The organism is Advenella sp. FME57, from assembly GCF_014897675.1.
In the GTDB taxonomy this organism is placed as follows: Bacteria; Pseudomonadota; Gammaproteobacteria; order Burkholderiales; family Burkholderiaceae_B; genus Advenella.
Genome location: NZ_JABUXU010000002.1, coordinates 133,637 through 156,593 on the forward strand (window position 1 = coordinate 133,637; position 22,957 = coordinate 156,593).

Annotated in this window: 23 protein-coding genes, 1 tRNA gene and 1 pseudogene; 10 read left to right on the plus strand and 15 right to left on the minus strand. The window is 55.0% G+C overall.

Annotated features, from left to right (window positions below; translation table 11 throughout):
* Positions 1–29: 29 nt before the first annotated feature.
* From INT32_RS22080 to INT32_RS03620, 6 genes and pseudogenes are all read right to left on the minus strand, one after another.
* Positions 30–443, minus strand: a pseudogene (locus tag INT32_RS22080) (metallophosphoesterase); the annotation flags it as partial.
* Positions 343–1,602, minus strand: a complete 1,260-nt coding sequence (locus INT32_RS03600) for an ABC transporter substrate-binding protein (protein WP_193087361.1) — start codon at positions 1,600–1,602, stop codon at positions 343–345. The gene INT32_RS03600 and the pseudogene INT32_RS22080, both read right to left, overlap by 101 nt.
* Positions 1,603–1,617: 15 nt before the next feature.
* Positions 1,618–2,460, minus strand: coding sequence for a carbohydrate ABC transporter permease (locus INT32_RS03605; protein WP_193087362.1), 843 nt, complete (start codon positions 2,458–2,460; stop codon positions 1,618–1,620).
* The gene (locus INT32_RS03610; protein WP_193087363.1) at positions 2,457–3,329 is read right to left on the minus strand and encodes a carbohydrate ABC transporter permease; all 873 of its coding nucleotides are present in this window, start codon (positions 3,327–3,329) and stop codon (positions 2,457–2,459) included. Before INT32_RS03610 ends, INT32_RS03605 begins: the two co-directional genes overlap by 4 nt.
* 9 nt (positions 3,330–3,338) lie before the next feature.
* Complete coding sequence (locus INT32_RS03615) at positions 3,339–4,475, minus strand: ABC transporter ATP-binding protein (protein ID WP_193087364.1); 1,137 nt, start codon at positions 4,473–4,475, stop codon at positions 3,339–3,341.
* Entirely contained in the window at positions 4,468–5,190 is a 723-nt protein-coding gene (locus tag INT32_RS03620) for an HAD family hydrolase (protein ID WP_193087365.1), read from the minus strand. Before INT32_RS03620 ends, INT32_RS03615 begins: the two co-directional genes overlap by 8 nt.
* A gap of 100 nt (positions 5,191–5,290) precedes the next feature.
* On the opposite strand from INT32_RS03620, the gene INT32_RS03625 reads away from it, so the two are divergent.
* From INT32_RS03625 to INT32_RS03635, 3 genes are all read left to right on the plus strand, one after another.
* Positions 5,291–6,073: a DeoR/GlpR family DNA-binding transcription regulator gene (locus INT32_RS03625; protein ID WP_226816471.1), complete on the plus strand. Its 783-nt coding sequence runs from the start codon at positions 5,291–5,293 to the stop codon at positions 6,071–6,073.
* Positions 6,074–6,260: 187 nt separating this feature from the next.
* Positions 6,261–6,521 (plus strand): helix-turn-helix domain-containing protein, encoded by a 261-nt coding sequence (locus tag INT32_RS03630; protein WP_193087366.1) that lies wholly within the window; start codon positions 6,261–6,263, stop codon positions 6,519–6,521.
* A 4-nt stretch (positions 6,522–6,525) separates the two neighbouring features.
* Positions 6,526–7,881: a type II toxin-antitoxin system HipA family toxin gene (locus INT32_RS03635; RefSeq protein ID WP_193087367.1), complete on the plus strand. Its 1,356-nt coding sequence runs from the start codon at positions 6,526–6,528 to the stop codon at positions 7,879–7,881.
* Positions 7,882–8,014: 133 nt separating this feature from the next.
* On the opposite strand, the gene INT32_RS03640 is transcribed toward INT32_RS03635, so the two are convergent.
* Both INT32_RS03640 and INT32_RS03645 read right to left on the minus strand, forming a co-directional pair.
* Positions 8,015–8,425 carry a PIN domain-containing protein gene (locus tag INT32_RS03640; RefSeq protein ID WP_193087368.1) on the minus strand — a complete coding sequence of 137 codons (411 nt, stop codon included), beginning with the start codon at positions 8,423–8,425 and terminating at the stop codon, positions 8,015–8,017.
* Positions 8,422–8,691, minus strand: a complete 270-nt coding sequence (locus INT32_RS03645) for a type II toxin-antitoxin system Phd/YefM family antitoxin (RefSeq protein WP_193087369.1) — start codon at positions 8,689–8,691, stop codon at positions 8,422–8,424. The genes INT32_RS03640 and INT32_RS03645 overlap by 4 nt, the downstream gene beginning before the upstream one ends.
* A 598-nt stretch (positions 8,692–9,289) precedes the next feature.
* On the opposite strand from INT32_RS03645, the gene INT32_RS03650 reads away from it, so the two are divergent.
* On the plus strand, positions 9,290–10,141 hold the full coding sequence (locus tag INT32_RS03650; RefSeq protein WP_193087370.1) for an alpha/beta fold hydrolase: 852 nt from the start codon (positions 9,290–9,292) through the stop codon (positions 10,139–10,141).
* A 194-nt stretch (positions 10,142–10,335) separates the two neighbouring features.
* Here INT32_RS03650 and INT32_RS03655 read toward each other — a convergent pair whose 3' ends face one another.
* A complete protein-coding gene (locus tag INT32_RS03655; RefSeq protein WP_193087371.1) occupies positions 10,336–11,301 on the minus strand; it encodes a glycosyltransferase family 9 protein in 966 nt (321 codons plus the stop codon).
* Between the two features lie 353 nt (positions 11,302–11,654).
* Positions 11,655–12,548: a LysR family transcriptional regulator gene (locus INT32_RS03660; protein ID WP_193087372.1), complete on the minus strand. Its 894-nt coding sequence runs from the start codon at positions 12,546–12,548 to the stop codon at positions 11,655–11,657.
* Positions 12,549–12,653: 105 nt separating this feature from the next.
* Between INT32_RS03660 and INT32_RS03665 the strand changes: the two genes are divergently transcribed.
* Both INT32_RS03665 and INT32_RS03670 read left to right on the plus strand, forming a co-directional pair.
* A complete protein-coding gene (locus INT32_RS03665; RefSeq protein WP_193087373.1) occupies positions 12,654–13,637 on the plus strand; it encodes an aldo/keto reductase in 984 nt (327 codons plus the stop codon).
* A complete protein-coding gene (locus INT32_RS03670) occupies positions 13,634–14,044 on the plus strand; it encodes a carboxymuconolactone decarboxylase family protein (RefSeq protein ID WP_193087374.1) in 411 nt (136 codons plus the stop codon). The genes INT32_RS03665 and INT32_RS03670 overlap by 4 nt, the downstream gene beginning before the upstream one ends.
* Positions 14,045–14,216: 172 nt before the next feature.
* Here INT32_RS03670 and INT32_RS03675 read toward each other — a convergent pair.
* A tRNA-Gly gene (locus INT32_RS03675) sits at positions 14,217–14,292 on the minus strand.
* Between the two features lie 299 nt (positions 14,293–14,591).
* Here INT32_RS03675 and murB point away from each other — a divergent pair.
* Positions 14,592–15,605, plus strand: a complete 1,014-nt coding sequence (gene murB, locus INT32_RS03680) for a UDP-N-acetylmuramate dehydrogenase (RefSeq protein WP_193087375.1) — start codon at positions 14,592–14,594, stop codon at positions 15,603–15,605.
* 108 nt (positions 15,606–15,713) lie between these two features.
* Here murB and dapB read toward each other — a convergent pair whose 3' ends face one another.
* Positions 15,714–16,505: a 4-hydroxy-tetrahydrodipicolinate reductase gene (dapB, locus tag INT32_RS03685; RefSeq protein ID WP_193087376.1), complete on the minus strand. Its 792-nt coding sequence runs from the start codon at positions 16,503–16,505 to the stop codon at positions 15,714–15,716.
* Positions 16,506–16,642: 137 nt separating this feature from the next.
* Positions 16,643–17,233: an outer membrane protein assembly factor BamE gene (locus INT32_RS03690; RefSeq protein WP_193087377.1), complete on the minus strand. Its 591-nt coding sequence runs from the start codon at positions 17,231–17,233 to the stop codon at positions 16,643–16,645.
* 155 nt (positions 17,234–17,388) lie between these two features.
* Between INT32_RS03690 and fur the strand changes: the two genes are divergently transcribed.
* On the plus strand, positions 17,389–17,823 hold the full coding sequence (gene fur, locus INT32_RS03695; protein WP_255509662.1) for a ferric iron uptake transcriptional regulator: 435 nt from the start codon (positions 17,389–17,391) through the stop codon (positions 17,821–17,823).
* Between the two features lie 141 nt (positions 17,824–17,964).
* Here fur and recN read toward each other — a convergent pair whose 3' ends face one another.
* Both recN and INT32_RS03705 read right to left on the minus strand, forming a co-directional pair.
* Positions 17,965–19,617, minus strand: a complete 1,653-nt coding sequence (recN, locus tag INT32_RS03700) for a DNA repair protein RecN (RefSeq protein ID WP_193087378.1) — start codon at positions 19,615–19,617, stop codon at positions 17,965–17,967.
* A gap of 66 nt (positions 19,618–19,683) precedes the next feature.
* Positions 19,684–20,571 carry an NAD kinase gene (locus tag INT32_RS03705; protein ID WP_193087379.1) on the minus strand — a complete coding sequence of 296 codons (888 nt, stop codon included), beginning with the start codon at positions 20,569–20,571 and terminating at the stop codon, positions 19,684–19,686.
* A 164-nt stretch (positions 20,572–20,735) separates the two neighbouring features.
* Between INT32_RS03705 and hrcA the strand changes: the two genes are divergently transcribed.
* Together hrcA and hemH are read left to right on the plus strand one after the other, a co-directional pair.
* Positions 20,736–21,737 carry a heat-inducible transcriptional repressor HrcA gene (gene hrcA, locus INT32_RS03710; RefSeq protein WP_193087380.1) on the plus strand — a complete coding sequence of 334 codons (1,002 nt, stop codon included), beginning with the start codon at positions 20,736–20,738 and terminating at the stop codon, positions 21,735–21,737.
* A gap of 217 nt (positions 21,738–21,954) precedes the next feature.
* Complete coding sequence (gene hemH / locus INT32_RS03715; protein WP_193087381.1) at positions 21,955–22,947, plus strand: ferrochelatase; 993 nt, start codon at positions 21,955–21,957, stop codon at positions 22,945–22,947.
* Positions 22,948–22,957 lie beyond the last annotated feature (10 nt).

The window sequence follows — 22,957 nt, forward strand, 5'->3', positions numbered from 1 at the left end:
AAGGTAGGACCGAAATCACGGACATATTGAACAAACCCGTTTTCGTCGGTATCGATATGTGCAAAGTGATGTCGAAACTGCTGCCGGCTATCGTGATTGCCCAGGATGGGGTATACCGGCATGCTCAATGGCGCCAGACATTCGCGCAAATGGACGTATGCCTGGGCGTGCCCGTAGTGCGTCAGGTCACCGGTAATCACAACGGCCTGCGCGTCGGGTTGGTGCGCGAGCATGTGCTTTACGGCTTGTTGCAGGCGTTGCTTTGGATTGGTGCCGTACAGGACACCGGCATCAGCAACCAGATGCGTATCTGTCAGATGGATGAATTTCATGATTGTCATATCACTTGAGAAGGTTTTGCACGTCTTGCGCCATGGCTTCCAGGGCCGCCTGTGGTTGGGCCGATTTATCGAACACGGTTTGCAGACGGTCATTGATGACATCGGTGATTTTCAGGCCGTTCTCTCCGGGGAAAGCATACCAGCCGGTTAACCAGGGCATCTGCTTGACAGCCGTGTATTGGTTGGGGTTGGCATCGTAGTAGCCTTTGAGCTTGGCCGGATCGTCAATGGGCAATGTGTTGGCAGGGAAGTAGCCGGTTCCTTTTGTCATGATGGTGGCGCCCTCGGGCCCTGTGGCAAATTTAATGTATTCCCAGGCTGCCTTCTGGCGCTCCGGGTCTTTGGTGAACATCATGGCCACGTTGCCGCCGGCCGGAACTTTTCCTTGCTCGCCATAGATGGGGAAGTAACCCGTGACCATTTTGAACTTGTCGCCGATTTGCTCGGCAATGCTCGACAACCGCGACGTAGATGATGAAAGGACAGCTAGTTTGCCCGTTACGAACAATTGGGTTGCGTCCTTGAATCGCAGATTCTGCATGGTGTCGTTGTCGACCATGCGGCCCATCTGCGCAATGGATTCCTGGCCAATTTTATCGTTGAACATTACCTTGGTTTCATCGGCGTTCAGCATCGTGCCGCCTTTGGAGAAAACCATGGCCTGCCATAACCAGTTGCCGGTAATTTCCCAGTCGTAATGCAGCCCATTGGTGCCGGGGTTGGCCTTGCGTGATTTGTCGGCGATGGCGATGATCTCGTCCCAGGTCTTGGGCAGCGCATCCGCTTTGACGCCGGCTTTGCTCAGCAAATCCATGTTGTAGTAAACAATGGGGGTAGAGAGCGAAAACCCGATGCCCACCTGTTTGCCGTTGACTTGGCCCAGCGAGAGCAGGGCGGGACTGTAGCCGCTTTGGGCCCAGTCTTTTTCCGCATTGATGAACGGAGTCAGTTCCACTGCGATATTGCGATCGACAAAAACACGCTGGCGATTCAGGCCCTGGTAGGACACGTCGGCCAGTTGTTTGGTAACGGCATGGCGCAATGCCTGTTGCGTAGCCTCTTCATATTCCGGTGTAGGCGCACGGAACTTGACTGTATAGTCGGGAAATTTTTCGGTAAAGCGTTTGGCAATTTCCGCGTGTACCTGATTGAACACATCAGGATAGGGGTAGTCGACGATGAGTTCAATTTTGGCGGCATGGGCCGCATTGCTTGTCAGGGACAGGCACGCCAGGGCGCGCAATAGATTTTTGGTTCGCATGATGAATTCCTTTGTTTAACCTTTGACACCCGAGAGGGTGACACCTTCGATAAAGCGCTTCTGCGCGGACAGAAAAAACAGCAGTAATGGTAGTGTGATGATGACGGTACCCGCCATCAGCGGTCCGAAATCGGTCCCCGCTTCTTCATTCTTAAAGAACATCGTTCCGAGCGGCGGCGTGGCCAGGTCAGCGGTATTGATGACCAGCAGCGGCCAGAAATAATCGTTCCAGTGCCAGACCACCGAAAATATCGAGAACGCGATCAGCGCCGGCATGGCTGCCGGCATCATGATGCGCCAGACCAGTTCGAACTCGCTCATGCCGTCAAGACGGGCAGCATGAATGAGGTCATTGGGCACGCCCATAAAGAACTGGCGCATCAGAAAAATACCGAACCCGGACGCGATAAAGGGAATGATCAGTGCGGCCATGGTGTCCAGCAGTCCTGCGTGATATAACAGAATGTAGAGTGGGATGGCCGTCGCCTGAAAGGGAATCATCAGCGACATCAGTACCAATCCCCAGGCAAGGCGTTTGCCCCGGAACTGCAGCTTGGCAAAGCAATAGGCGGCTGGCAGCGCGACGATAATTTGCAGAATCAGGATGCCCGCACAGACCACCACGCCATTGAATAAATAGCGAAGCAGGGGAACCTGGGTCAGCGCTTTCGTATAGTTTTCGATTGCTGCCCAATGCTGTGGCAACAAATGAAAACCTTCGCGAAAAATTTCATCTGCAGGTTTCAGGGAAGTGGACAGCATCCAGACAAAGGGCAGCAGGAAGACTGCGGCTCCCGCCATCAGTACGACATGTCGGAATATCTGCCAGGAAAGCGAAGCGTGCATTGGATTTTTCATTGGTAATGGGTCCGTTTTTCCATGCCAATCTGCTGGATCAAGGTGAGTATGAAAATGCAGGCGACGAACACCAGCACGATGGCTGCTGCGTAACCCATGCGGAAAAAATTGAAACCTTCGGCGTAAATCGTATGCAGGAGGACTTCGGTCGACTTGTTCGGCCCGCCCTGAGTGAGCGCATGCACGGTATCGAAAACCTGCAGTGAACGAATGCAGCAGACGGTAACCACGAACAGCATGGTTGGCCCCAGCATGGGCAGGGTCAGTCGCAGCAGGCGGTCCAGCGGATGGCGCATGCCGTCAAGCAGGCTGGCATGGCGCAACTCCATTGGAATATTTTTCAGACCAGCAAGAAACATGACCATGGCCAGCCCCGACATTTGCCAGATCCCGATGGCAGCCAGTGACGGCAGGGCCAGGTCATAATCGTTCAACCAGTTCTGGGGGCCGATGCCAAACCATGACAGCACTTTATTCAGAAAACCCACGGTGGGATGCATGAGAAATTGCCATACCACAGCCATGGCAATCAGCGTGGAGGCAACCGGCATGAAAAAGGCAGTGCGGTAAAAGCCGCGCAAGGATTCATGGGATTCGATGAGCAAGGCAACGCCCAGCCCGACTCCAATTGAGCACACCGATACGATGACCAGGTAATAGACTGTGTTGGCAAAGCTTTTGCGAAAGGTCGGGTCATTCCAGAGATCGACGTAGTTGCCTAGCCCGACCCAGTTCCAGGAGCTGGCGCCGAACTGCCAGTCCGTCAAAGACATGAGCGCCACGATGAGCAGCGGCACGATCAATAGCAATACAGTCAGAACCAGGCAGGGGCCGAGTAACAGCGACAGTTGCAGTGGCTTGATACGCATACGGATCTCCTAGGCTGCCAATGACAGGCATTGCCTGTCTGAGCGCAAACTGTGTCCCTGAGCATCGAACACGTGCCAGGCTTCGTGTGGCACATGCACCTGCAGTACTTCGCCAATTTTCAAATGTGGCGCCGTATCGAGCACCACGACGACAGATTCACCGGCCGGCGTCTGCATTGTTACCATGCATTCTGGTCCCGTGAATTCGACCAGGGTGATTCTGCCTCTGACGCTCAGCGTATCGTCCGAGGCAGTCAGCAAGGCCTGCTGCGGACGAAATGCCAGTTGTGCGGCATGCCTTGGAAAGAAATCGTGCAGTGGCTGATCCTGCAGGCAGGCATGGCCTGCTGCATTCTGCGTGACTGCCAGGAAGTTGACCCGAGGCGCGCCTACAAAGGCGGCCACATCGGTATGGCTGGGGGTGTGATAAATTTCCTGGGGCGTGCCCAGTTGCAGGATGTGACCGCCCTTCATCACCGCGATACGATCTGACATGGACATGGCTTCATGTTGGTCATGCGTGACATAGACAAAGGTGACGCCCAGTTCATCGTGCAGTTGCCGGATTTCGCTGCGCAACGACTGGCGCAAGCTGGCATCCAGATTCGACAGGGGTTCATCGAACAGGAACAGGGAGGGGCGCCGCACCATCGCACGCGCCAGCGCGACACGCTGGCGCTGTCCGCCGGAAAGCTGCACGGGCTTGCGATCCCACAGGTGGGCAATACCCAGGATCTCGGCAATTTTTCGTCCCTGTTTTTGCGCGTCGTGGGTTTTGCGGCGCGTTGCCGGACTGATCCAGCGTGCTCCCGGCAGTCGTTGTGCAAAGTGCAGCATGCGCATATAAAGCGGGGTGCAGATATTGTCGCCTACTGTCATGTGAGGATAGAGCGCATAGGATTGGAACACCATGGCGCAGTCTCTTTGGCCGGGCGATTGCGTCAGTAAATCCGCATCCCCCTTTCTGATCGTTCCGGTATCCGGCATTTCCAGCCCTGCCAGCAGTTTGAGCAGGGTTGATTTTCCGCAACCGGAAGCGCCAAGCAGGGTTAGAAATTCACCATTGCGTATGGTGAGCGATAGCTTGTCAAGCACGGTAGTACTGCCGTAAGACTTGCTGATGTGGTCAAGGAAAATATCAGTCATGATTCAATTCCGGTAGAAGGGCGAACCGTTCGGCCAGCCATTGACTGAGTTCACGCGTATGACGGTAGCTCAGCACGGCAGGGGCCAGTTCACCCGGGTGAGTGTGGTAGCCGCCAAGATGGGCTGCAAAGTCGACGCCAGCCTGTGCCGCGCAATGCGCGTCGATCCAGGAGTCGCCTACGAATAATGCATCCCGCAGCGGGCATTGGAGATGCGCTAAGGTAGCCAGGATGGCAGCTGGGTCCGGTTTGGGCGGCAGGCCATCATCCAGGCAGTGAATATGTGAAAAAAGTGACCGCCAGCCTGCCTGGTCCAGCAGGGCCAGCGTGGAAGCGCGATCGCGATTGGTGCACAGTGCTAGCGTGAAGCCAGCCCCTTGCAATTGGGTCAGCGTATGATCTGTGTTCGGGTAAGGCACGGCGGCAGAGAGTGCATGGCCAAAATACGCGCGCTCCATGTCGCGCATGGTTGCTTGCGCCGCGTCAGCGTCCAGTTCCATTTGGTCAGTAGCCCGCGCGAACATAGCGCCGATCCCCTGGCTTAGTGCCAGGCGCAATGCTGCAGGTTCTATGCTCGTTACCCCGGGAGTGACCGTGCGTACGGCCTGCAGCAGGCTGGGCCAGGTGTCCAGAAGTGTGCCGTCCAGATCAAAGATGATCGTTTTATATGTGGAATGTGGTGTCATGACGCCCACTTTAATGATCAAATATGACATGAATATGAACATAAACGATCAATTGCGATCTTTTTTTCTATCGGTTAGAATCACGATTGTTCAAGTTATGGTAGTGGTTCTCAGCCAAAATGGATCATATATGCTCAAAGTCGAACGTCAACAGCGCATTCTGGCGCGTATGCAGGAAACCAACGCCGTGACGGTGCGGGACTTGGCACGTGCATTTTCAACGTCGCCGATCACCATCCGGCGCGATTTGCTTGAGTTGGGTGAAAAAGGGTTGCTGGAACGCACCCACGGTGGGGCAGTGGCCTCACAAGAGGTGCTGGCCGAAGGCAATGCCCGCTACGAGATGTACAACTATGCCGAAAGGCACCGTCAGCAATCGGCTGAAAAGGCAGCCATTGCCGAATGCGCCATGCAATATATTTCTGACGGCGACAGCATTCTCATCAATGCCGGGACGACCGCCCACGCGCTGGCGCAGGCGCTCAGCGGTCATCAGGATCTGCATGTGATTACCAATGGCTTGACGGTTGCCGCGGCAGCCGGGCAAAGTCATCTTGCCCATGTGTATGTACTGGCCGGGCGCCTGGATCCGCGCAAGCAGGCCACTATAGAGCGCGCCGATAATGATGTGTTATCCGGCATTCAGATTCGCGAAGCCTTTCTGGGCGTGCATGCGGTATCTGCCGCGGGTATTTTCATGCGGGACAGCGAAGATGCTTCCATGAATCGGGCTTTTATCGCTGCAGCCAGTTGCACCACGGTCATGGCAGACCATACCAAGCTTAACGCCTTTGCGAGCTTTCGTATCTGTCCTTGGTCGCAGGTAGAGCGCCTGATCACCGATGCTGCTGCCGATCAGGCGGTGTTGCAGGCGATTCGGCAACAGGGTGTGGAAGTGGTTATCAGCGGTTAATCATTGCCAATGGAAGGCGAAATTGCGACATAACCGTACTTTTGCCTGCGTGCATCTCTAAATACACAATACAGCCAATAAGTTGTATATTGAAAATACAATCTATAATATGTATACTGGTAATACAATCTAAGTGCTGTATTTTAAATTTACAGCTTATAATTTGTAAAACCTCAGGGAGGTATGCATGCGTGACTATACTGTTCATACATCGGCACAGCTGCCCATGCTGCTGCAGGCATTTCGCAAGGAGGCCGGACTCACGCAAAGTGAAGCCGCCCTTCGGCTGGGCGTAACGCAGCAGACGTTGTCTGCACTGGAGCGTCACGCCGACACCGTGAGCGCAGATCGATTGTTGCGATTGCTCAGCATTCTGGGTGTGGATCTTGTGCTGCGCAAAAGTGGTGAGCCCAACAGCTCAGACGGCGTAGCTCCGTCGGCCTGGTAGCGCCATGGGCAGACGCTCTCATGCTCGCGCACTCGGGCTGTGGATGAACGCAGACTATGTGGGGACTTGGCATACCCGGCCAGGCGACGGCGAGGTCCTGCAATATGCCGATAGCTGGGTGACCTCGGCGCGCGGTCGGGCGCTTTCCCTGTCTCTTCCTTTTGCGCCTGGCAATCCGCCACATCGAGGCGAGGCCGTGCGGGCTTACTTCGAAAATCTGTTACCTGACAGCAAAGAAATTCGCCAACGGGTGGCGCGTCGGTACCAGACCGGCTCCACCGATGCATTTGACTTACTGATGCAGGTGGGCCGCGATTGCGTGGGTGCCCTGCAATTGCTCCCCGAAGGCATGCAGCCAGAGGCGATAAACGCTGTTCAGGCCACGCCTTTGAGCGAGGCCGAGGTCGCTCGCTTGTTGCGCGATACGCTCAATCCCGGTCCCCTGGCTGGCGCAGCCGGTTCCGATGCGCAAGACTTGCGCATCTCCATTGCCGGTGCGCAGGAAAAAACGGCCCTGTTGCACTTCCAGGGCCGATGGTGCCGGCCACACGGCGCGACACCCACGACCCATATTTTCAAGCTGCCAATGGGGCTGGTCGGGAATATGAAACTGGATCTGAGCGAGTCTGTCGAAAACGAATGGCTTTGTGCCGAGATCCTGCGCACATACGGGCTGCCAGTAGCCGAATGCGAACCGCTGCAGTTCGAAGATATGAAGGTGTTGTCGGTGACGCGATTCGATCGAACCTGGATTGCCGATGGTGAGCAAAAGCCGTGGCTGGTCCGGCTGCCGCAGGAAGATTTTTGCCAGATCACGGCAACCCCACCGCATTTGAAATATGAAGCCGACGGCGGGCCTGGCGTGGATCGCATCATGAGGATGCTAGACACCTCTCTTTATTCTGAACGTGATAAACGTATTTTTTTCCAGTCGCAAATACTCTTCTGGATGTTGTGGGCGTCCGATGGTCATGCGAAAAATTTCAGCGTTTTTCTCAGGCCTGGTGGAGGCTATGAACTCACGCCGCTATATGACATCCTTTCCGTTCTGCCTTTTCTGGGAGAAGGCAAGGGCAAGCTGTCGCCCTTCAGAGTGAAAATGGCGATGGCCGTGCGCTCAAAAAACGCGCATTACCTGATGCGAACAATCGAGCGACGGCACTGGTTGAATGTGGGCGAGCGATATGGCGTGGTAACGCCTGACGGGCGCGGCGCACAAGCGGTTGTGGATGACCTTGTGGCCCGAACACCCGCGGTTGTGCGTGCTGTGCGGGCCCGGCTGCCCAAGTCGTTTTCGCAGGTGCTGGCCGACAGTATTTTACAGGGCCTGCTAGCTTCGGCAGACAGGCTGGCGGAGTGATGTTGCGCAACAGGCCTGGTTGTTTGTTTGCCAGAGCCCGTTTAATCTGAAGGACACATCAGCAAGCCGGTGTTCGCAAATCCATTATTTGCATGCTGCGACCGTGCAAAGCGCAGCAAATTTTTACTTATGCTTAGCTCAGCACCGTGACATTCAGACCCTGAACCTGCTGGAACACAGTATCGCCAGACAGTAACAGATGGCGCGAGCCCAGTTGAAGACAGCTTGCTGCCTGCAGGGCGTCTGGTGTACGTAGTCCATGACGCACACGAATAGCTGCGGCCAGCTCCACGACTGCTTGGTTCGGTTCAATCCATACAAGATCCGGTCGAGCAAAGAAAGCGTCGAATAACGCCAGGGTTGCTGCATCATTGTTCTTCATGGGGCCCACACGACACTCGAGCCAGGACAGACGGCTGACTGCCGCCCTCATATTTGGGTGAGCCTGGGTTGCTTCAGAAATCTGGCTGCGTACTCGGCTTGCAAAAGGTTCTTTTCCCTCGATCAGGTAGATAAGGGCGCTGGCATCAAAAAATGCAATCACCAATCCCGCTCCTCTATTTGCGATGCGTCGATTTCTGCCTTTTCGCGGGTGCCGGTAGATTGTTGCATCAACAGCCACTGTAATGCTGTCATGCCGGGGCTTGTTGGCTGGTGCCCGCCAGCGAGAGATTGGTATTGCTCTTCAGACAGCACAACGGCAGCCGATTTGTTGCGTTTAATGATATGTACCGGACCGTGGCGCAGCCCGTCTTCAATGGCGGCCATACCACGTCGCTTGATTTCGCCAATGGTTACGGTATTTTGCACGACAGCCTCCTTTAACAGTACTGTTTGTGAAAATATGGTACTAAATTCGGTATTGAAATACAAGATACCTTCGCTATAGCAGATATTGAAATTACAGTTATTCAATAAAAAGGTCAATAACATAGCTTATTGACATTAAAACAGGAAGCAGTTAGGATGAGCGGGCATCGCATTGATCAATAAATATGCCATCCGTCATTAGCGCCCAACAGTTGCTTGGATCAATTCGGGGGCTGCGGTGCAAAGGAAAAGTGCAAAAGGACACACAGTCATGAGATTGCCAGTCTGGTTTTTATATGCTGATCCGATAGTTCGCGGGTGCCGCTGTGCTCGCGAGCTCGCAGGCGCATTTGACCCAGGTTCTCATAACAGTAACAAACGATAGGCATGACAAGTGACATGCGTGATAAGCGATATGCATGACGCTTTGAGACCTCATCAACAAATAAAACGGAGCAACCATTTTCAGAAGCAAAGAGCCGCAATATCAGGTGCCGGATGCGATGCGTTCCTGCTGCCTTGAAAGATGGTTAGCCACAAGTTTTACCGGATTAACTTCGCTTGAGTAATTGTCATACATAATAATGGGAGAGTAGAGATGAGAATAAAGTTTCGGGCTGCGGCCCTTGCTGTTGGCGCCATTGCAATGATCGGTATGGGGTCTGCGCGCGCAGAGGAGGCTGCCGTCAAGTCGGTGAAGAACGGCGCCGCGACGATTAGCTATCACGCACAAGGAAAAGGGCCACTTGTTCTGCTGATTGCATCAACAGGGCGGGGAACCGAGGAGTTTGGTCCGTTGGCCGAGCGCCTGGCGCAACGGGGTTACCGCGTGCTGCGGCCGGAACCGCGCGGTATCGGCGACAGTCATGGTCCAATGCAAGGCGTTTCCTTTCATGATTTTGCCAAGGACTTTGCCGCCGTCATTCGCAACGAGGGAGACAAAGCCATTGTCGCGGGCCATGCATATGGCAACTGGATTGCCCGTACGATTGCGTCGGACCACCCTGAGCTGGCGCGCGGTGTCGTTCTTGTTGCGGCGGGTGCCAAGTCCTGGCCGAAAGAGCTGAGCGAAGCCATTACGATGATCAATGATCCTGCATCCTCGCGCGAGCAACGTCTTGACGGCTTAAAGCTGGCTTTTTTTGCGCAGGGTAGCAACCCGGAGCCCTGGCTTGAGGGCTGGAATCAGGCGGTGACCAAAAGCCAGCGCGCGGCTCGCAAACTGACCAATCGGGATGACTGGTGGGCCGGCGGCACAGTGCCGATGCTCGATCTGCAAGGCGGAGCTGATCCCTTTCGTCCGCCAGCCTCGCGTGAAGAATTGAAAAAGGAATTTGGCGATCGGGTAACGGTCAAAGTGATCGAAAATGCAAGTCATGCCCTGCCGGCTGAAAAGCCGATCGAGACGGCCAATGTCATTGCAGACTGGGCCGATACTTTAAAAGAATAGTTCACGCCGCCAGGTCGTTGAAAAGGCCGGGCAAAGGGAGGCAGATGTTGCCGCGTTGCTGATGCCGTGATGGGTCTGCTTCATCGCAGGACCGGCATAAGCGACGCCATACAACGCGTCGACAAATCCAGTATGTGAACGATATCCTCATCTCGTAACGATATGGGCATGAATGCAGGGTATCTGGCGTATTGCTATGCTGGCGGTATGTCGGTCGCCACTGCCTCTACCAGCTCCGGCGCAGCCGGTACGGTTGACCGGTCGTTGCGCGCTTCCATTTGCTGCAGTTGGCGCAATGACCGGGTGACCGCAGCGACCGTGACTGCATAGCGCCAGTACTTGCGACGCCATGCTCGCAGCGGCAACCACAAGTGCGGCACGATCACACCCGGCGCCCATTGGGGGCGCCAGCGCAACATATTACGGGGCCGGTGGGAAATTGTGACGGTTGGCACACCCAGGGCCGAGGCCAGATGGCCAATGCCTGAATCGTTACCGATCAGATAGCCCGACTCGTGGATGAAATCGCCCAGCGCCTGCAGCGATGCAAAATGATTCACAGTAAAAGGTTGTCCCTGCGCGGCAGCCTGCCATGCCGCAGCCTCGCGTTCTTCAACGACAAAGGCAACGTCATGGCCATCGCAACACAAGCGTCGCGCCAATTCTATAAATTTGGAATCTGACCAATAGCGTTCCGCTGACCCGGCGGTCGGATGAATCACAATACGTCTGCGGTTTCGCCCCCAGCGCTCCGGATGCTGGGTAACCAGGCCGCAGGCGCTGGACCAGTCTTCAATACCATAAACGGCTCTGGCAAAATGGCGTAATTCGTCCAGAAAAAGCCTGGGCTGTGCCGGCTGCTGGCGCAACCACAAGGTCAATGAGTTGAGCGGGCGCGGGCAGTTGTGCGGATCAAGCACGATGGGCTGATCAATATCCATCTGGAACAGGCTGTCAAATTGAGTCAATGCCAACACGCCTTCGGAAGGAAGAGGCCGCACTTCCAGACCCGGCAACCACGAGGCCAGTGCATGCGCCTGTCGTCCGAACACGGTGACCCGATGGCCGCTACGCACCAGATTGTGGGCCAACGGAAGGAGCAACAGGGCGTCGCCAAGTTTATTGGAAACCAGCAAAGCGATGTGTTCGGAAGGGATCATGAAAAATGAACTGGTGAATACGAGCAGCTCGTATCATATTGTTACGATGAGAAAAAAGCAATAAATTTTACGCATCTGCACGACGGGTGATTCGTTCATCAATGTGCCTCTATTCACCATGGGCGTAAAGCGTCGATTCGTCCACGTGTGAGCGCCATGTTCATTACGGCGTGGGTGTCAGGCGGGTTTGAAATGGAAGGGCAGAATAACGGCAGATGATTGAATTTCTCCGGGCGCGATTTAAAGACTGGGACATGGCGGGCTTTGGCCGAAGACACGCCCAACTACGATATCGTGCTCGAATTTGCGTGTCGTGTCGTGTCGTGTCGTGTCGTGTCGGTGGGGTGTTCATGTCAGGATTCAGCATGCGCCAGGCTATCCGCATTTTTTTCAAAATGCGTTATTAGATAATCTGCCACAACCCTGATCCTTCTTGAATGAACGAGATCGCTATGCATAACAAGCCAGATTTGCTGATCCACTCCCAATTGAGGCATGACGCATTGAAGACCAGACTGTCGCGCCAGAAAGTGGGGCAGCACGGCCAACCCAAGACCTGCCTGAGCTGCAGCTAACTGGCTGCTCAGGTTACTGGTCATCAGTTTGGCAGGGCGACCTGCTAACACCCGGGTAATCCATTGCGCTGATGGTAGATGATTGTGCGTTTCCACCCACCCGATCAAGCTATCGGATTCGTGTATGGAAGATGTGGCGGTGGTACTTCGCGTTGCCAAATAAGTAGCAGAACCATACAGGCCGAACCCCAATGTACCTATCCGTCTAAGTGTTACGTTGCCATGGGTTGGTTTGACCATCCGCACGGCAAGATCTGCATCCCGGCGATGCAGATTCACGGTTTGTGTTCCGGTTATTAACTCTAGCGTGAGACCTGGATGCGCTTCATAAAGAGGCTCGAGCGCTGGAATGATGACCGGGTTGGCCAGATTCTCCGCTGTTGCCAATCGCACGTGTCCCGCGACTTCATGCATGGCTGTCGCCCCAAATGCCTGTCCTGCCTGTTCCAGGCCTTCTGCACGATTCAGCAAATTCTGCCCTTCATCAGTGAGAAAGTAGCCATTTTGATGCCGGGAAAATAGTTTTACACCCAATGCGGACTCGAGCCGATCAAGACGGCGAATCATGGTGGCCGTTCCCACGCCAAGTTGCTTGGCTGCGCGTGTCAGCGTGCCCGCTCTGGCCAGGGCAAGAAATACCCTGGCATCGTCCCAATGCAGATGATTGGTCATTCATGTCCCGTTTTTGGTAAATAGTTTGCCGTAAATATAGATTGATAGAACATTATCGGGACATGATACTACGTATATATCTGATTTATACACAAGGAGAAACTGATGAAGCATCGTGTTCTGGGAAATGGTTTAACTGTCTCGCCGGTCGGTCTGGGTTGCATGGGTATGAGTGAGTTCTACGGCCCCCGTGATGATGTGACCGCGATGGGCGTTATGGACCGAGCCGTTGATTTGGGCGTTTCAATGTTCGATACGGCTGATATGTATGGCCCGTATCACAATGAAGAACTCATTGGTAAGTTCATCGCTACACGACGTCCGGATATCAAAATTGCGACCAAATTCGGTATTGTGCGTAACGGGACGCATTACAGTCGAACGATCGACAACAGTCCGGAGTATGCGCGCCGTTCATGTGAAGCGTCCTTGAGGCGCCTGGGTATTGAGCAAATTGACCTTTACTACGTCCATCGAGTTGACAAAGAACGACCGATAGAAGAAACCATGCTGGGGTTAGTCAAGCTGAAAGAAGCGGGCAAGATTGCGCATATCGGGTTAAGCGAAGTAAGTGCTGCCACGCTCCGGCGCGCGCATGCAGTCCATCCGATTACGGCAGTTCAAAGCGAATACTCTCTTTGGACCAGGGATGTCGAAGAGGCGGTATTGCCGACATGCGCAGAGCTGGGTATTGGTTTTGTTGCGTATGCACCTTTGGGACGGGGATTTTTAACCGGCCGTTTCCAGAGTGCTGACGACATAGGTCAGGATGACTTCAGGGCGAAACTACCACGTTTTCAGGAGGAAAATGTAGAGAAAAATAAATCGTATGTCACGATTCTCGCCGAGCTTGCACGCGACAAGGGAGCGACACCGGCACAAATTGCCCTGGCATGGGTATTGGCGCAAGGAGATAAGATTGTGCCCATTCCGGGTACCAACTCATTGCGACACCTGCAAGACAATATGGCGGCAGCGTCTATAACGCTTACAGCGCAGGAAAGAGATCTATTGAGATCCAGTGTATCCAGCCTTCATGTTGCAGGTGATCGGTATACAGAGGAAGGTATGAAGGGGGTTGCTGTATGAAATCGACGAACCTCTCGGATCGGCGTCAACGCGCTCTTGAACTGTTGAAGACACTCGATCCCGAAGCGCCTGACAAGGTCGCTGCCAGACTTGATCGATTGTCTCCAGACTTTGCAGAATTGATTTTGGGCTTTGCGTTTGCGGATATTGTATCCAGACCATGCATTGATCTGAAAACAAGACAGATGCTGACCGTAGCAGCGTTAATGGCAATGGGTACAGCATCATCGCAGTTGGAATTTCATATCCGCGCGGCGCTGAATGTAGGAGTGACACGTGAAGAAGTGATAGAAATTCTTCTGCAAATAGCTGTTTATGCCGGCGTGCCTGCGTGTATGAACGGGATCACTGCGACAGAGCTTGCGTTTGATGCTTATGTTCAGTCTTGCGAGGCTGCTGCGACATGACGGCGCCTATTGATGGGGTGTCCGTACGGACGGGGGGCAAATGATGTGTATTGTGAAGGGTATGCTTCTGGGCATTCAGCCGTTACAGGAACAAGTGATAGACGGGATATCTTTGAATAGATAGGCAAGATGCAAAAAAGCCCAAACCGAAGTTTGGGCTTTTTATAAATTCTGGAGCGGGAAACGAGGCTCGAACTCGCGACCTCAACCTTGGCAAGGTTGCGCTCTACCAACTGAGCTATTCCCGCAATTCAGCTGAAAATTACTTTGCATTTAATCGAATAGTGTTTAATTATCCGGTAACTGCGTTTGCAATCTCGATCAACTAAGCCATAAATTATATACAAGCTATTTGAGATTTGCAACACATTTTCTTGCTGCGTTCTTCAAAAATCCAATTCTGTGTTTTTTATGCATCACCGGGGTGATTCCGTCGCCATAACGGAACAATCGCTGCTGCCACATGAATCTCTTTGCGAAGAGGCGAAACTATAGCAGTAAATTAATTATAATGTCAAATTAATTTCACACGAGCGGGTGCTTTTTGATGCGGGATGATACAACTCAGGATCTTACGGGTCTCAATACCTTGGGACTGGTCTCGCATGCCGCGCATTATTTTCGGCTCGACAGCGAACAGCAGTTGCCCATGGTCACGCAATGGCGGCAGGCCGCGGACGGACTGATCTATGTGCTGGGTGGCGGCAGCAACCTGATACTGCGGGAGCATCTGTCCCGTCCTGTGGTGCATAATTTGCTCAAGGGAATCCGGCTGATCGAAGAAACCCCCGAAGCCTTTGTTGTGGAAGCGGCGGGCGGTGAAGGGTGGCACGACTTTGTCGGTGCGTGTATTCGTAATGGCTGGTACGGGTTGGAGAATCTGGCACTGATTCCCGGTACGGTGGGCGCTTGCCCTGTGCAGAATATCGGCGCCTATGGGGTCGAGGTCATGGATCGGATCGACAGTGTGTACGCCTGGGATCTGGCGCAAGGCCAGCCCCGTTTGTTCAATACGCAGGAATGTGCGTTTTCTTATCGCGACAGTCTCTTTAAGAAACCGGCAGGACAGGGCTATCTGATTACGGCGGTGCGCTTTCGTCTGCCCAAACAGTGGGCGCCGGTCATCTCGTATCCAGATCTCAAAAACGTTCCTGAACTGGCACAGGACGCCACGCCACAAAAGATTTTTGACGCGGTTTGCAGGATCCGGCAGGCCAAGTTGCCTGATCCCGCCAAAATCGGCAACGCCGGCTCTTTTTTCAAGAACCCGATCGTATCTGCGGCAAAGCAAGCACAATTGAAAACAGACTACCCGGCGCTCGTCTCTTATCCCCAAGCTGACGGCAGCTATAAGCTCGCGGCCGGCTGGATGATCGAGCAATGCGGCTGGAAGGGGCGCTCGCTCGGGCCTGTGGGCATGCATCAACGCCAGGCGCTGGTGCTTGTCAATCATGGTGGTGCAACGGCAACAGATGTACTGGCGCTGGCCGATGCGGTAATAGCATCCACGCAGCAGAAATTCGATGTTACGCTGGAGCGCGAGCCGGTTCTGTTCGACTGATCCATCGGACCTGTTGTTATCATGACTGTCATTATCATAAATGCAAAAACGGCTGCCTGATGGCAGCCGCAAATCTTATCTCACTGAGGTGTCAGTCCTTCATGGGCATTAGCCGCCAATCACCTCTTGCATGGAAAACAGGCCCGAAGGCTTGTCCTGCAAAAACAGCGCGGCCCGGACACTGCCCTGGGCATAGGTGCTGCGGTTGGAGGACTTGTGCGTAATTTCGATACGCTCTCCGGTGCCCAGAAACATCACGGTATGATCGCCAATGACATCACCGCCACGCACCACGGAAAAGCCGATCTGACCTTCCTTGCGTGCGCCGGTGTGGCCGTGGCGGCTCCAGTCTGCAATGTCTTCCAGTTTTTTGCCCCAGGCATTGGCGACGGTTTCGCCCATGATCAGCGCTGTGCCGGAAGGCGCGTCCACTTTGTGCTTATGATGGGCCTCGTATACTTCCACGTCATAACCGCTGTTGAGCATTTTTGCCGCCGCCTCGAGCAGTCGTAGCGTCGCGTTGACGCCAATACTCATATTCGGCGCAAACACGATGGCAATGTTCTGGGCGGCTGACGCGATCGCTGCCTGGCCTGCGGCGTCAATACCTGTTGTGCCGATGACCATTTTTACATTGTGCTGTACGCAAGCCTGGACGTGCGCCAGGGTGCCGTCAGGACGGGTGAAATCAATCAGACAATCGCAGTCTTTGAGCGCAGCCAGATCACTGCCCAGTTGCACGCCGGTATTTTTGCCCAGGAAGGCGCCGGCGTCTTCCCCAAGATGGCCGCTGCCGGCATGATCCAGTGCCACAGCGAGCGTGAGTTCGGGGTGCGCCAGGACGGCTTCGATAAGCATGCGGCCCATACGGCCGCTGGCTCCGGAAATGGCAATACGCATGGTGGAGATATTTCCTGAAGAAGGTTGCAGCCCGGTGCGGGCATGCAAATGAATAGGGAGTCAAATCGGGAATGCAGCCCGTGGTAATGCATTATCCTGCCCGAACCATTGGCCCGGGTACAGGATATTGGAGCGCTTTACTGGGTGCGGGTTGCGCCGGGAGCCGGTTCGATGTTGATCGGTTCATTCGATGGCGCAGCAGGGGCAGAACCCGCGGCCCCCTGGGTGCTGCCATCATCCATCGGATAAGTCGTGACCGCGTTGCTGTCAGTGCCTGCCGGCGCTGCCTGCAGTGCCTGTGGATCGGTCACTTCCGTTTCGGGTGCTTTGTCGCCGGGTCGATACAGGCGCGCTTCTTGCTCGAAGGGCTGGAAGGACGGCTGTTCATCGCCTTCCCAGCGGTCTACCCGACCATTGACAAACCAGACCGAGAATTTGCGCTGTACGGCATCACCATAGCCCGGTTTGAAATAATATGGGTAATCCCAGCGATCGGGGTGGAACATGTCTTTGAGCGTCGGCGAGCCCAGTGCATAGCGCACCTGATCCTCTGTCATGCCTTTTTGCAGGAGAGCGACATCTTCGGCGGTGATCCAGTTACCTTGTTGAACAGAAGGCCTGTATGGGAAACCCCATTCTCCTGAGGCGCAACCACCCAGCACGGTAAGTGCTGTGAGGGAGGCGACCAGACCATACCGGATACGGGGGAAAAGGCGAGTTTGGTTCATGACTTGGCGACGTTCCTGTATTTGGACTCGTAAAAGCGTTATGATAATAGTTCTGGGCAATCAATAGGATTGTTTAGCCAGGTAATCTCAAAAATTAGTCGGAAGCGTGTTTTCCGCAATATCTTATCCACCTCCCATTTATCAGCGAGCGCGCCTTGAACGAATTACACGATCCCAGTGAACTCAAAAGCATGGGTCTTAAAGCCACTTTCCCGAGGCTCAAGATCCTGGACATCTTCCGTAAGGCAGAAATTCGTCACTTGAGTGCCGAGGATGTCTATCGGCTGCTTATTTCCGAAAACGTCGATATTGGCCTTGCTACTGTCTACCGGGTGCTCACGCAGTTCGAGCAGGCCGGAATTCTGTCCAGAAGCCAGTTTGATAATGGCAAGGCCGTCTATGAACTGGATGATGGCGCACACCATGACCACCTGGTATGTTCTGTCTGCGGAAAAGTTGTTGAGTTTTCCGATCCGGAAATTGAAAGACGCCAGTCAAAAGTTGCCAAAGACAACAATTTTGTGCTGGAAAGCCACGCCATGGTTCTTTACGGCATTTGCGGTGACTGCGAATCCAAGCACCGTCGCTAGACAGGCGGCATAGGGCCGGCAATCCGCAGGCCCTTCGGTTCGACTCACCATCCGTCAGGCGGCATGGCCGTTCAGTAGGGTGTTGTCAAAAAAAGGCAGATTGCGATCTGCCTTTTTTATTGCCCGGTGGGTTTGCCGCGCTCAATCGCTGTGAGTCAGCATTTCGCGGGCATGCTGGCGCGTGGTTTCGGTTATTTTGACGCCCCCGAGCATGCGGGCAATCTCTTCGGTACGGGCATGGTCATCCAACAGATCAATGCGCGATACGGTTTCTTTTTTTCCCTGTTTTTTCTGCACTTCGAAATGGTGATGCGCGCAAGCGGCCACCTGCGGTAGGTGAGTTACGCAAAGAACCTGATGATGTCGTCCCAGATCGCGCAGTAACTTGCCGACCACTTCGGCAACCGCGCCGCCAATGCCGGTATCCACTTCGTCGTAAATCAGGGTAGGCACCTGGTGTGCGCGATTGGCCATGACCGACAGGGCCAGCGATATCCGGGCCAGTTCACCGCCAGAGGCCACTTTGGCCAGTGGGCGTGGTTCACTGCCAGTGTGAGCTGCCACATTAAACAGCACATTATCCATGCCCGAGGCGCCGGGTTCGGCCGGCTGGATCGTTATTTCAAATGTGCTGCCTTTCATGGCAAGGGTCTGCAGCGCTTTGCTGACTTCTTTGGACAGCGTGCCTGCTGTGGCCTGGCGCGCCTTGGTCAGTTTTTCGGCGGCCTCGCGATACGCCACTTCATGTCTGGCTACCTGTTGTTCCAGTCCTTCCAAGTCTGATTCGCTGTTAAGGGCTTCCAGGGCCTGAGTCAGTTCCTGCAGGCGATCGTACAGTTTTTCGGGTTCGAGCCGGAATTTGCGCGCGGTGGCGAACATGGCGCCCATGCGTGCCTCGGTTTCGGCCAGGCGGTCCGGATCCAGTTCGGCCTTGTCCAGGTAACTGGCAAGATCGGATGATGCCTCAGTGACGGCGATACGGGCCGATTCAATGGCATCGTGCACACCCTGCAGACGCTCGTCATTGCGCAATAAGGGCTCGATGTGGTGCAGTGCGGCGTTCAGTATTGCCAGTGCAGAAGTCTGCTCGCCATCGAGCAGGTTGAGTGCGCCGGAAGCGCCTTCAAGCAGCGCAGAAGCATTGGCCAGCCGATTGTAGTCGGCGTTGACGCTCGCCCATTCATCCTTGCCCGGATTGATCTGGCTGATTTCATTCAATTGCCATTCCAGCCGTTCCCTTTCGGCTTGTGCATCACGCTGGCTGCTACGGGCGCGCTCCAGTTTCTGCTGGGCCTGCTGCCAATCGGTCCACTGGGAGCGAACCTGTTTGGCCAACGCTTCATGTTGTCCGTGGGCATCAAGCAGGATGCGCTGTTCATGGCGTTGCAGCAGCTTCTGATGGGCGTGCTGGCCATGAATATCCAGCAAGTGCGAGCCTATGGTCTTGAGCTGGCCGAGCGTGCCGGGCACGCCGTTGATGAACGCCCGGGATTTGCCGGCCCGGTCTATGACCCGACGCAGCACCAGTTGGTCGTCTTCTGGTTCCAGCTCCTGTTCTGCCAGCAGCGCGCGCAGCGAGCCAGGCACGTCAAAGATGGCGCTGATGTCGGCCTTGTCGGCGCCTTCGCGGATGGCGCCGCTGTCGCCGCGGGCGCCCAGCGTGAGCGCCAGTGCATCGATAAGGATGGATTTGCCCGCACCGGTTTCCCCGGTAAAGACCGAGAAGCCGGCGTCGAAGTGCAGTTCGGTCTGTTCAACAATGACAAAATCACGGATATGCAGGGAACGGAGCATGAATACGTACTTCTGTGATGAATGGGATTGCTGGGTTGTGTGGGTCTGGGGCCCTGGCGCGGATTGCTAAGCGGCTTCGGGCATGATATTCCAATGCAACTTCTGGCGCAGGGTAGAGAAAAAGCTGTAACCTTTGGGATGCAGAAAACGGATCTGGTGGTCTGCCTTGGTAACCACGATTTTGTCGCCCAATTGCAGATCGGACCAGGTTTGCATGTCGAAATGCACGCTGGCGCCTGTTTCTACCCGACCCACTTCGGTCAGGGTCAGGGTGAGCATACCGGTGTCGGGCACCGCAATGGGGCGGTTCGACAGGGTCTGGGGGGCAACCGGGACCAGCAAAAACGCATTGACTGCCGGATGCAGGATCGGGCCGCTGGCGCTAAGCGAATACGCGGTAGAGCCGGTCGGGGTGGCAACGATCAGCCCGTCGGCACGCTGCCGATACATGAGCGTTTCATTGTATTCCACGCAGATTTCGATCATGCCGCCGCGACTTGCCCGGTTCAGCACCACATCATTCAGTGCCAGGGCACAGGTCAGGGTTTGACCGTCGCGCACGACAGAGGCCTGCAGCAGCGAGCGGTGTTCAATATCGTACTGGCCGTCAAGAACCGATTCGATGGCCTCCAGGGCGTTCTGCACGGGAATGTCGGTGATAAAGCCGAGCCGCCCGTGGTTGATGCCCAACAGCGGGACATCGTACTGGGCCAGCTTGCGGCCGACGCCCAGCATGGTGCCATCGCCGCCCATGACAATAACCAGGTCAGCCTGGTTGCCGATTTCGGCAGTCGTTGCCGTGGGATATTCGGTCACTCCGGTATTCTCGGACGTTTCCTTTTCAATCAGAACCTGTCGGCCTGCTGCGTGCAGCACACCAGCCAGCGCACGTAATGGGGCATCAAGACCGGAGTCGTGATATCTGCCGACCAGCGCTATGGTTGAAAAATGCATAATGAAACCATATACAATAAACGAAACGACAATGAAAAGTAACTAGAAGTACCGGAAATGAAACCTACGGCAACCGTCATAATACGTTATTCTACATTGACTGCAGGTTTAACAATTAACGTGCCCGTAAAATATCCTCTGGTACAAACCACAACAGACCCACCATGGATGATCGCGCAAACGCACTTTTGAAAGCTCTGATCGAGCGGTATATTGATGACGGACAGCCGGTAGGCTCCAGGACGCTGTCCAAGCTGTTCGAGCTCTCGCCGGCCACCATCCGCAATGTGATGGCGGACTTGGAAGATCTGGGCCTGATTCACAGCCCGCATACCTCCGCAGGTCGCATTCCCACGCCCCGAGGATATCGCCTGTTTGTGGATAATCTGCTGGTGATCAAGCCCTATGAACTGGAAGAGCCCCCCGAGCTGCATGATATTTTTTCCAACACGGCGCCCAGCAAGGCGCTTAGCGTGGCCGCATCGCTGGTGTCCAACCTGACCCAGTTTGCCGGCGTGGTGCTCACACCCAAGCGCTCGCAGGTATTTCGCCAGATTGAATTTATCCGGTTGTCGCAGCGGCGTATCCTGCTCATTATCGTGACGCCCGATGGCGATGTGCAGAATCGGATTCTGTCCCCCGTGCACGACTACACCGAAGCTCAGCTCATCGAAGCCGCAAATTATTTCAATCATAATTTCGCCGGGAAATCCTTTGAGCAAGTGCGCGAGCAGCTCGGAACCGAGCTGAATCGACTCAAAGAGGAAATATCCTTGTTGATGCAAGCCGCGGTGGACGCAGGCAATGACGATGATCAGGAGTCGTCCGTGGTTATTTCCGGTGAGCGTCGGCTGCTGGAAATCACGGATTTTGCCACCGATATGGATCGCTTGCGCAAGATGTTCTCGCTGTTCGAGCAGAAAACCGATCTGATGCAACTGCTCGATGTGACAGACCGATCACAGGGCGTGAAGATCTACATTGGCGGTGATTCACGCCTGGTGCCCATGGAAGATGTCTCGGTTATCACTGCGCCCTATGGCGTTGACGGGAAAATCGTGGGTACGCTGGGTGTGATCGGCCCAAGCCGTATGTCCTACAATCGAGTCATTCCTATTGTGGATCTGACGGCCAGGCTGTTGTCCAACGCGCTCAGTCATCAGTAAGGGCAGCACGCCCCACTGGTGCAGGCAGCGTGGGGCGGTCCATTGTGGCGGTTGCAGGTGCTGCGGCCCATGGCCGGTGCGCAATCCGGGTACAATCCCATGTCGATAATGCATTTGTAAAAGCCGCCATACATGGCGCTTTTTTTGAGTTGCCGCGCTGTTCGTGTCTGGCGCACAGTCTGATGGGCGGCACCGTATCCGCAACCTACAGGAAAGCATGAATACAGGAGTTGTACTGATTAACCTGGGCACCCCGGCCAGTCCAGATGCAGGCGCAATCAGGGCCTATCTGGCGGAGTTTCTGTCCGATCCGCGCGTGGTTGAAATTGCGCCCGCCGTCTGGAAACCAATTCTCAATCTTGCGGTCCTGCCGCTGCGGCCGTCCAAACTGGTGCCAAAATACCGTGAGATCTGGATGGAGGATGGTTCGCCGTTGCTTGTGTATGGCAAGCGCCTGGCCCAGGGCGTGCAGGCGCAGCTGGATCGCGAGCAGATTGCCGCCACCGTGGTGCTGGCTATGCGCTATGGACGACCGTCGATGCAGCAGGCCTTTACACAATTGCGTGAAGCAGGCTGCGAGCGCATTCTGATCGTGCCGTTGTATCCGCAATTTGCCGCCAGCACAACCGCAACCATTTTCGAGCAAACGCTGGCGCTGTTTCGCGATGCGCGTGATTTGCCCGAGTTGCGTTTCGTCAAGCGGTTTCATCAGATGCCCGGTTATCTTGATACGCTGGCGCAAAATGTGCGCGACTATTGGCGCGAGCACGGTAAGCCCCAGCAACTGCTGCTCAGTTTCCATGGCTTGCCCAAACGCTCGGTGGAGCAGGGCGATCCCTATCTGCGTGATTGTACGGCAACGGCCGAGGCGCTGCAGCTGCGTCTGGCCGCAGAAGGGGTGCCGATCGACATCGCCTTTCAAAGCCGGTTCGGCCGGGCCGAATGGCTCGGCCCTTCTACGCTGTCGGTACTGCAGGCCTATCCGGGAGACAATATTCGTCACGTCGACGTGCTGTGCCCTGGCTTTGTAGCCGATTGTCTGGAAACGCTTGAGGAAATCCGAATTGAGTGTGCTCGTGCGTTCAGTCAGGCAGGAGGCGAGCAGTTTCGCTATATTCCCTGTCTGAATGACCACCCGGCATGGATCAATGCCATGACGGGCCTGATCCGGCAACATATTGCCGGCTGGCCCGACCTGGATGCGGTCTGACCGAACCTTT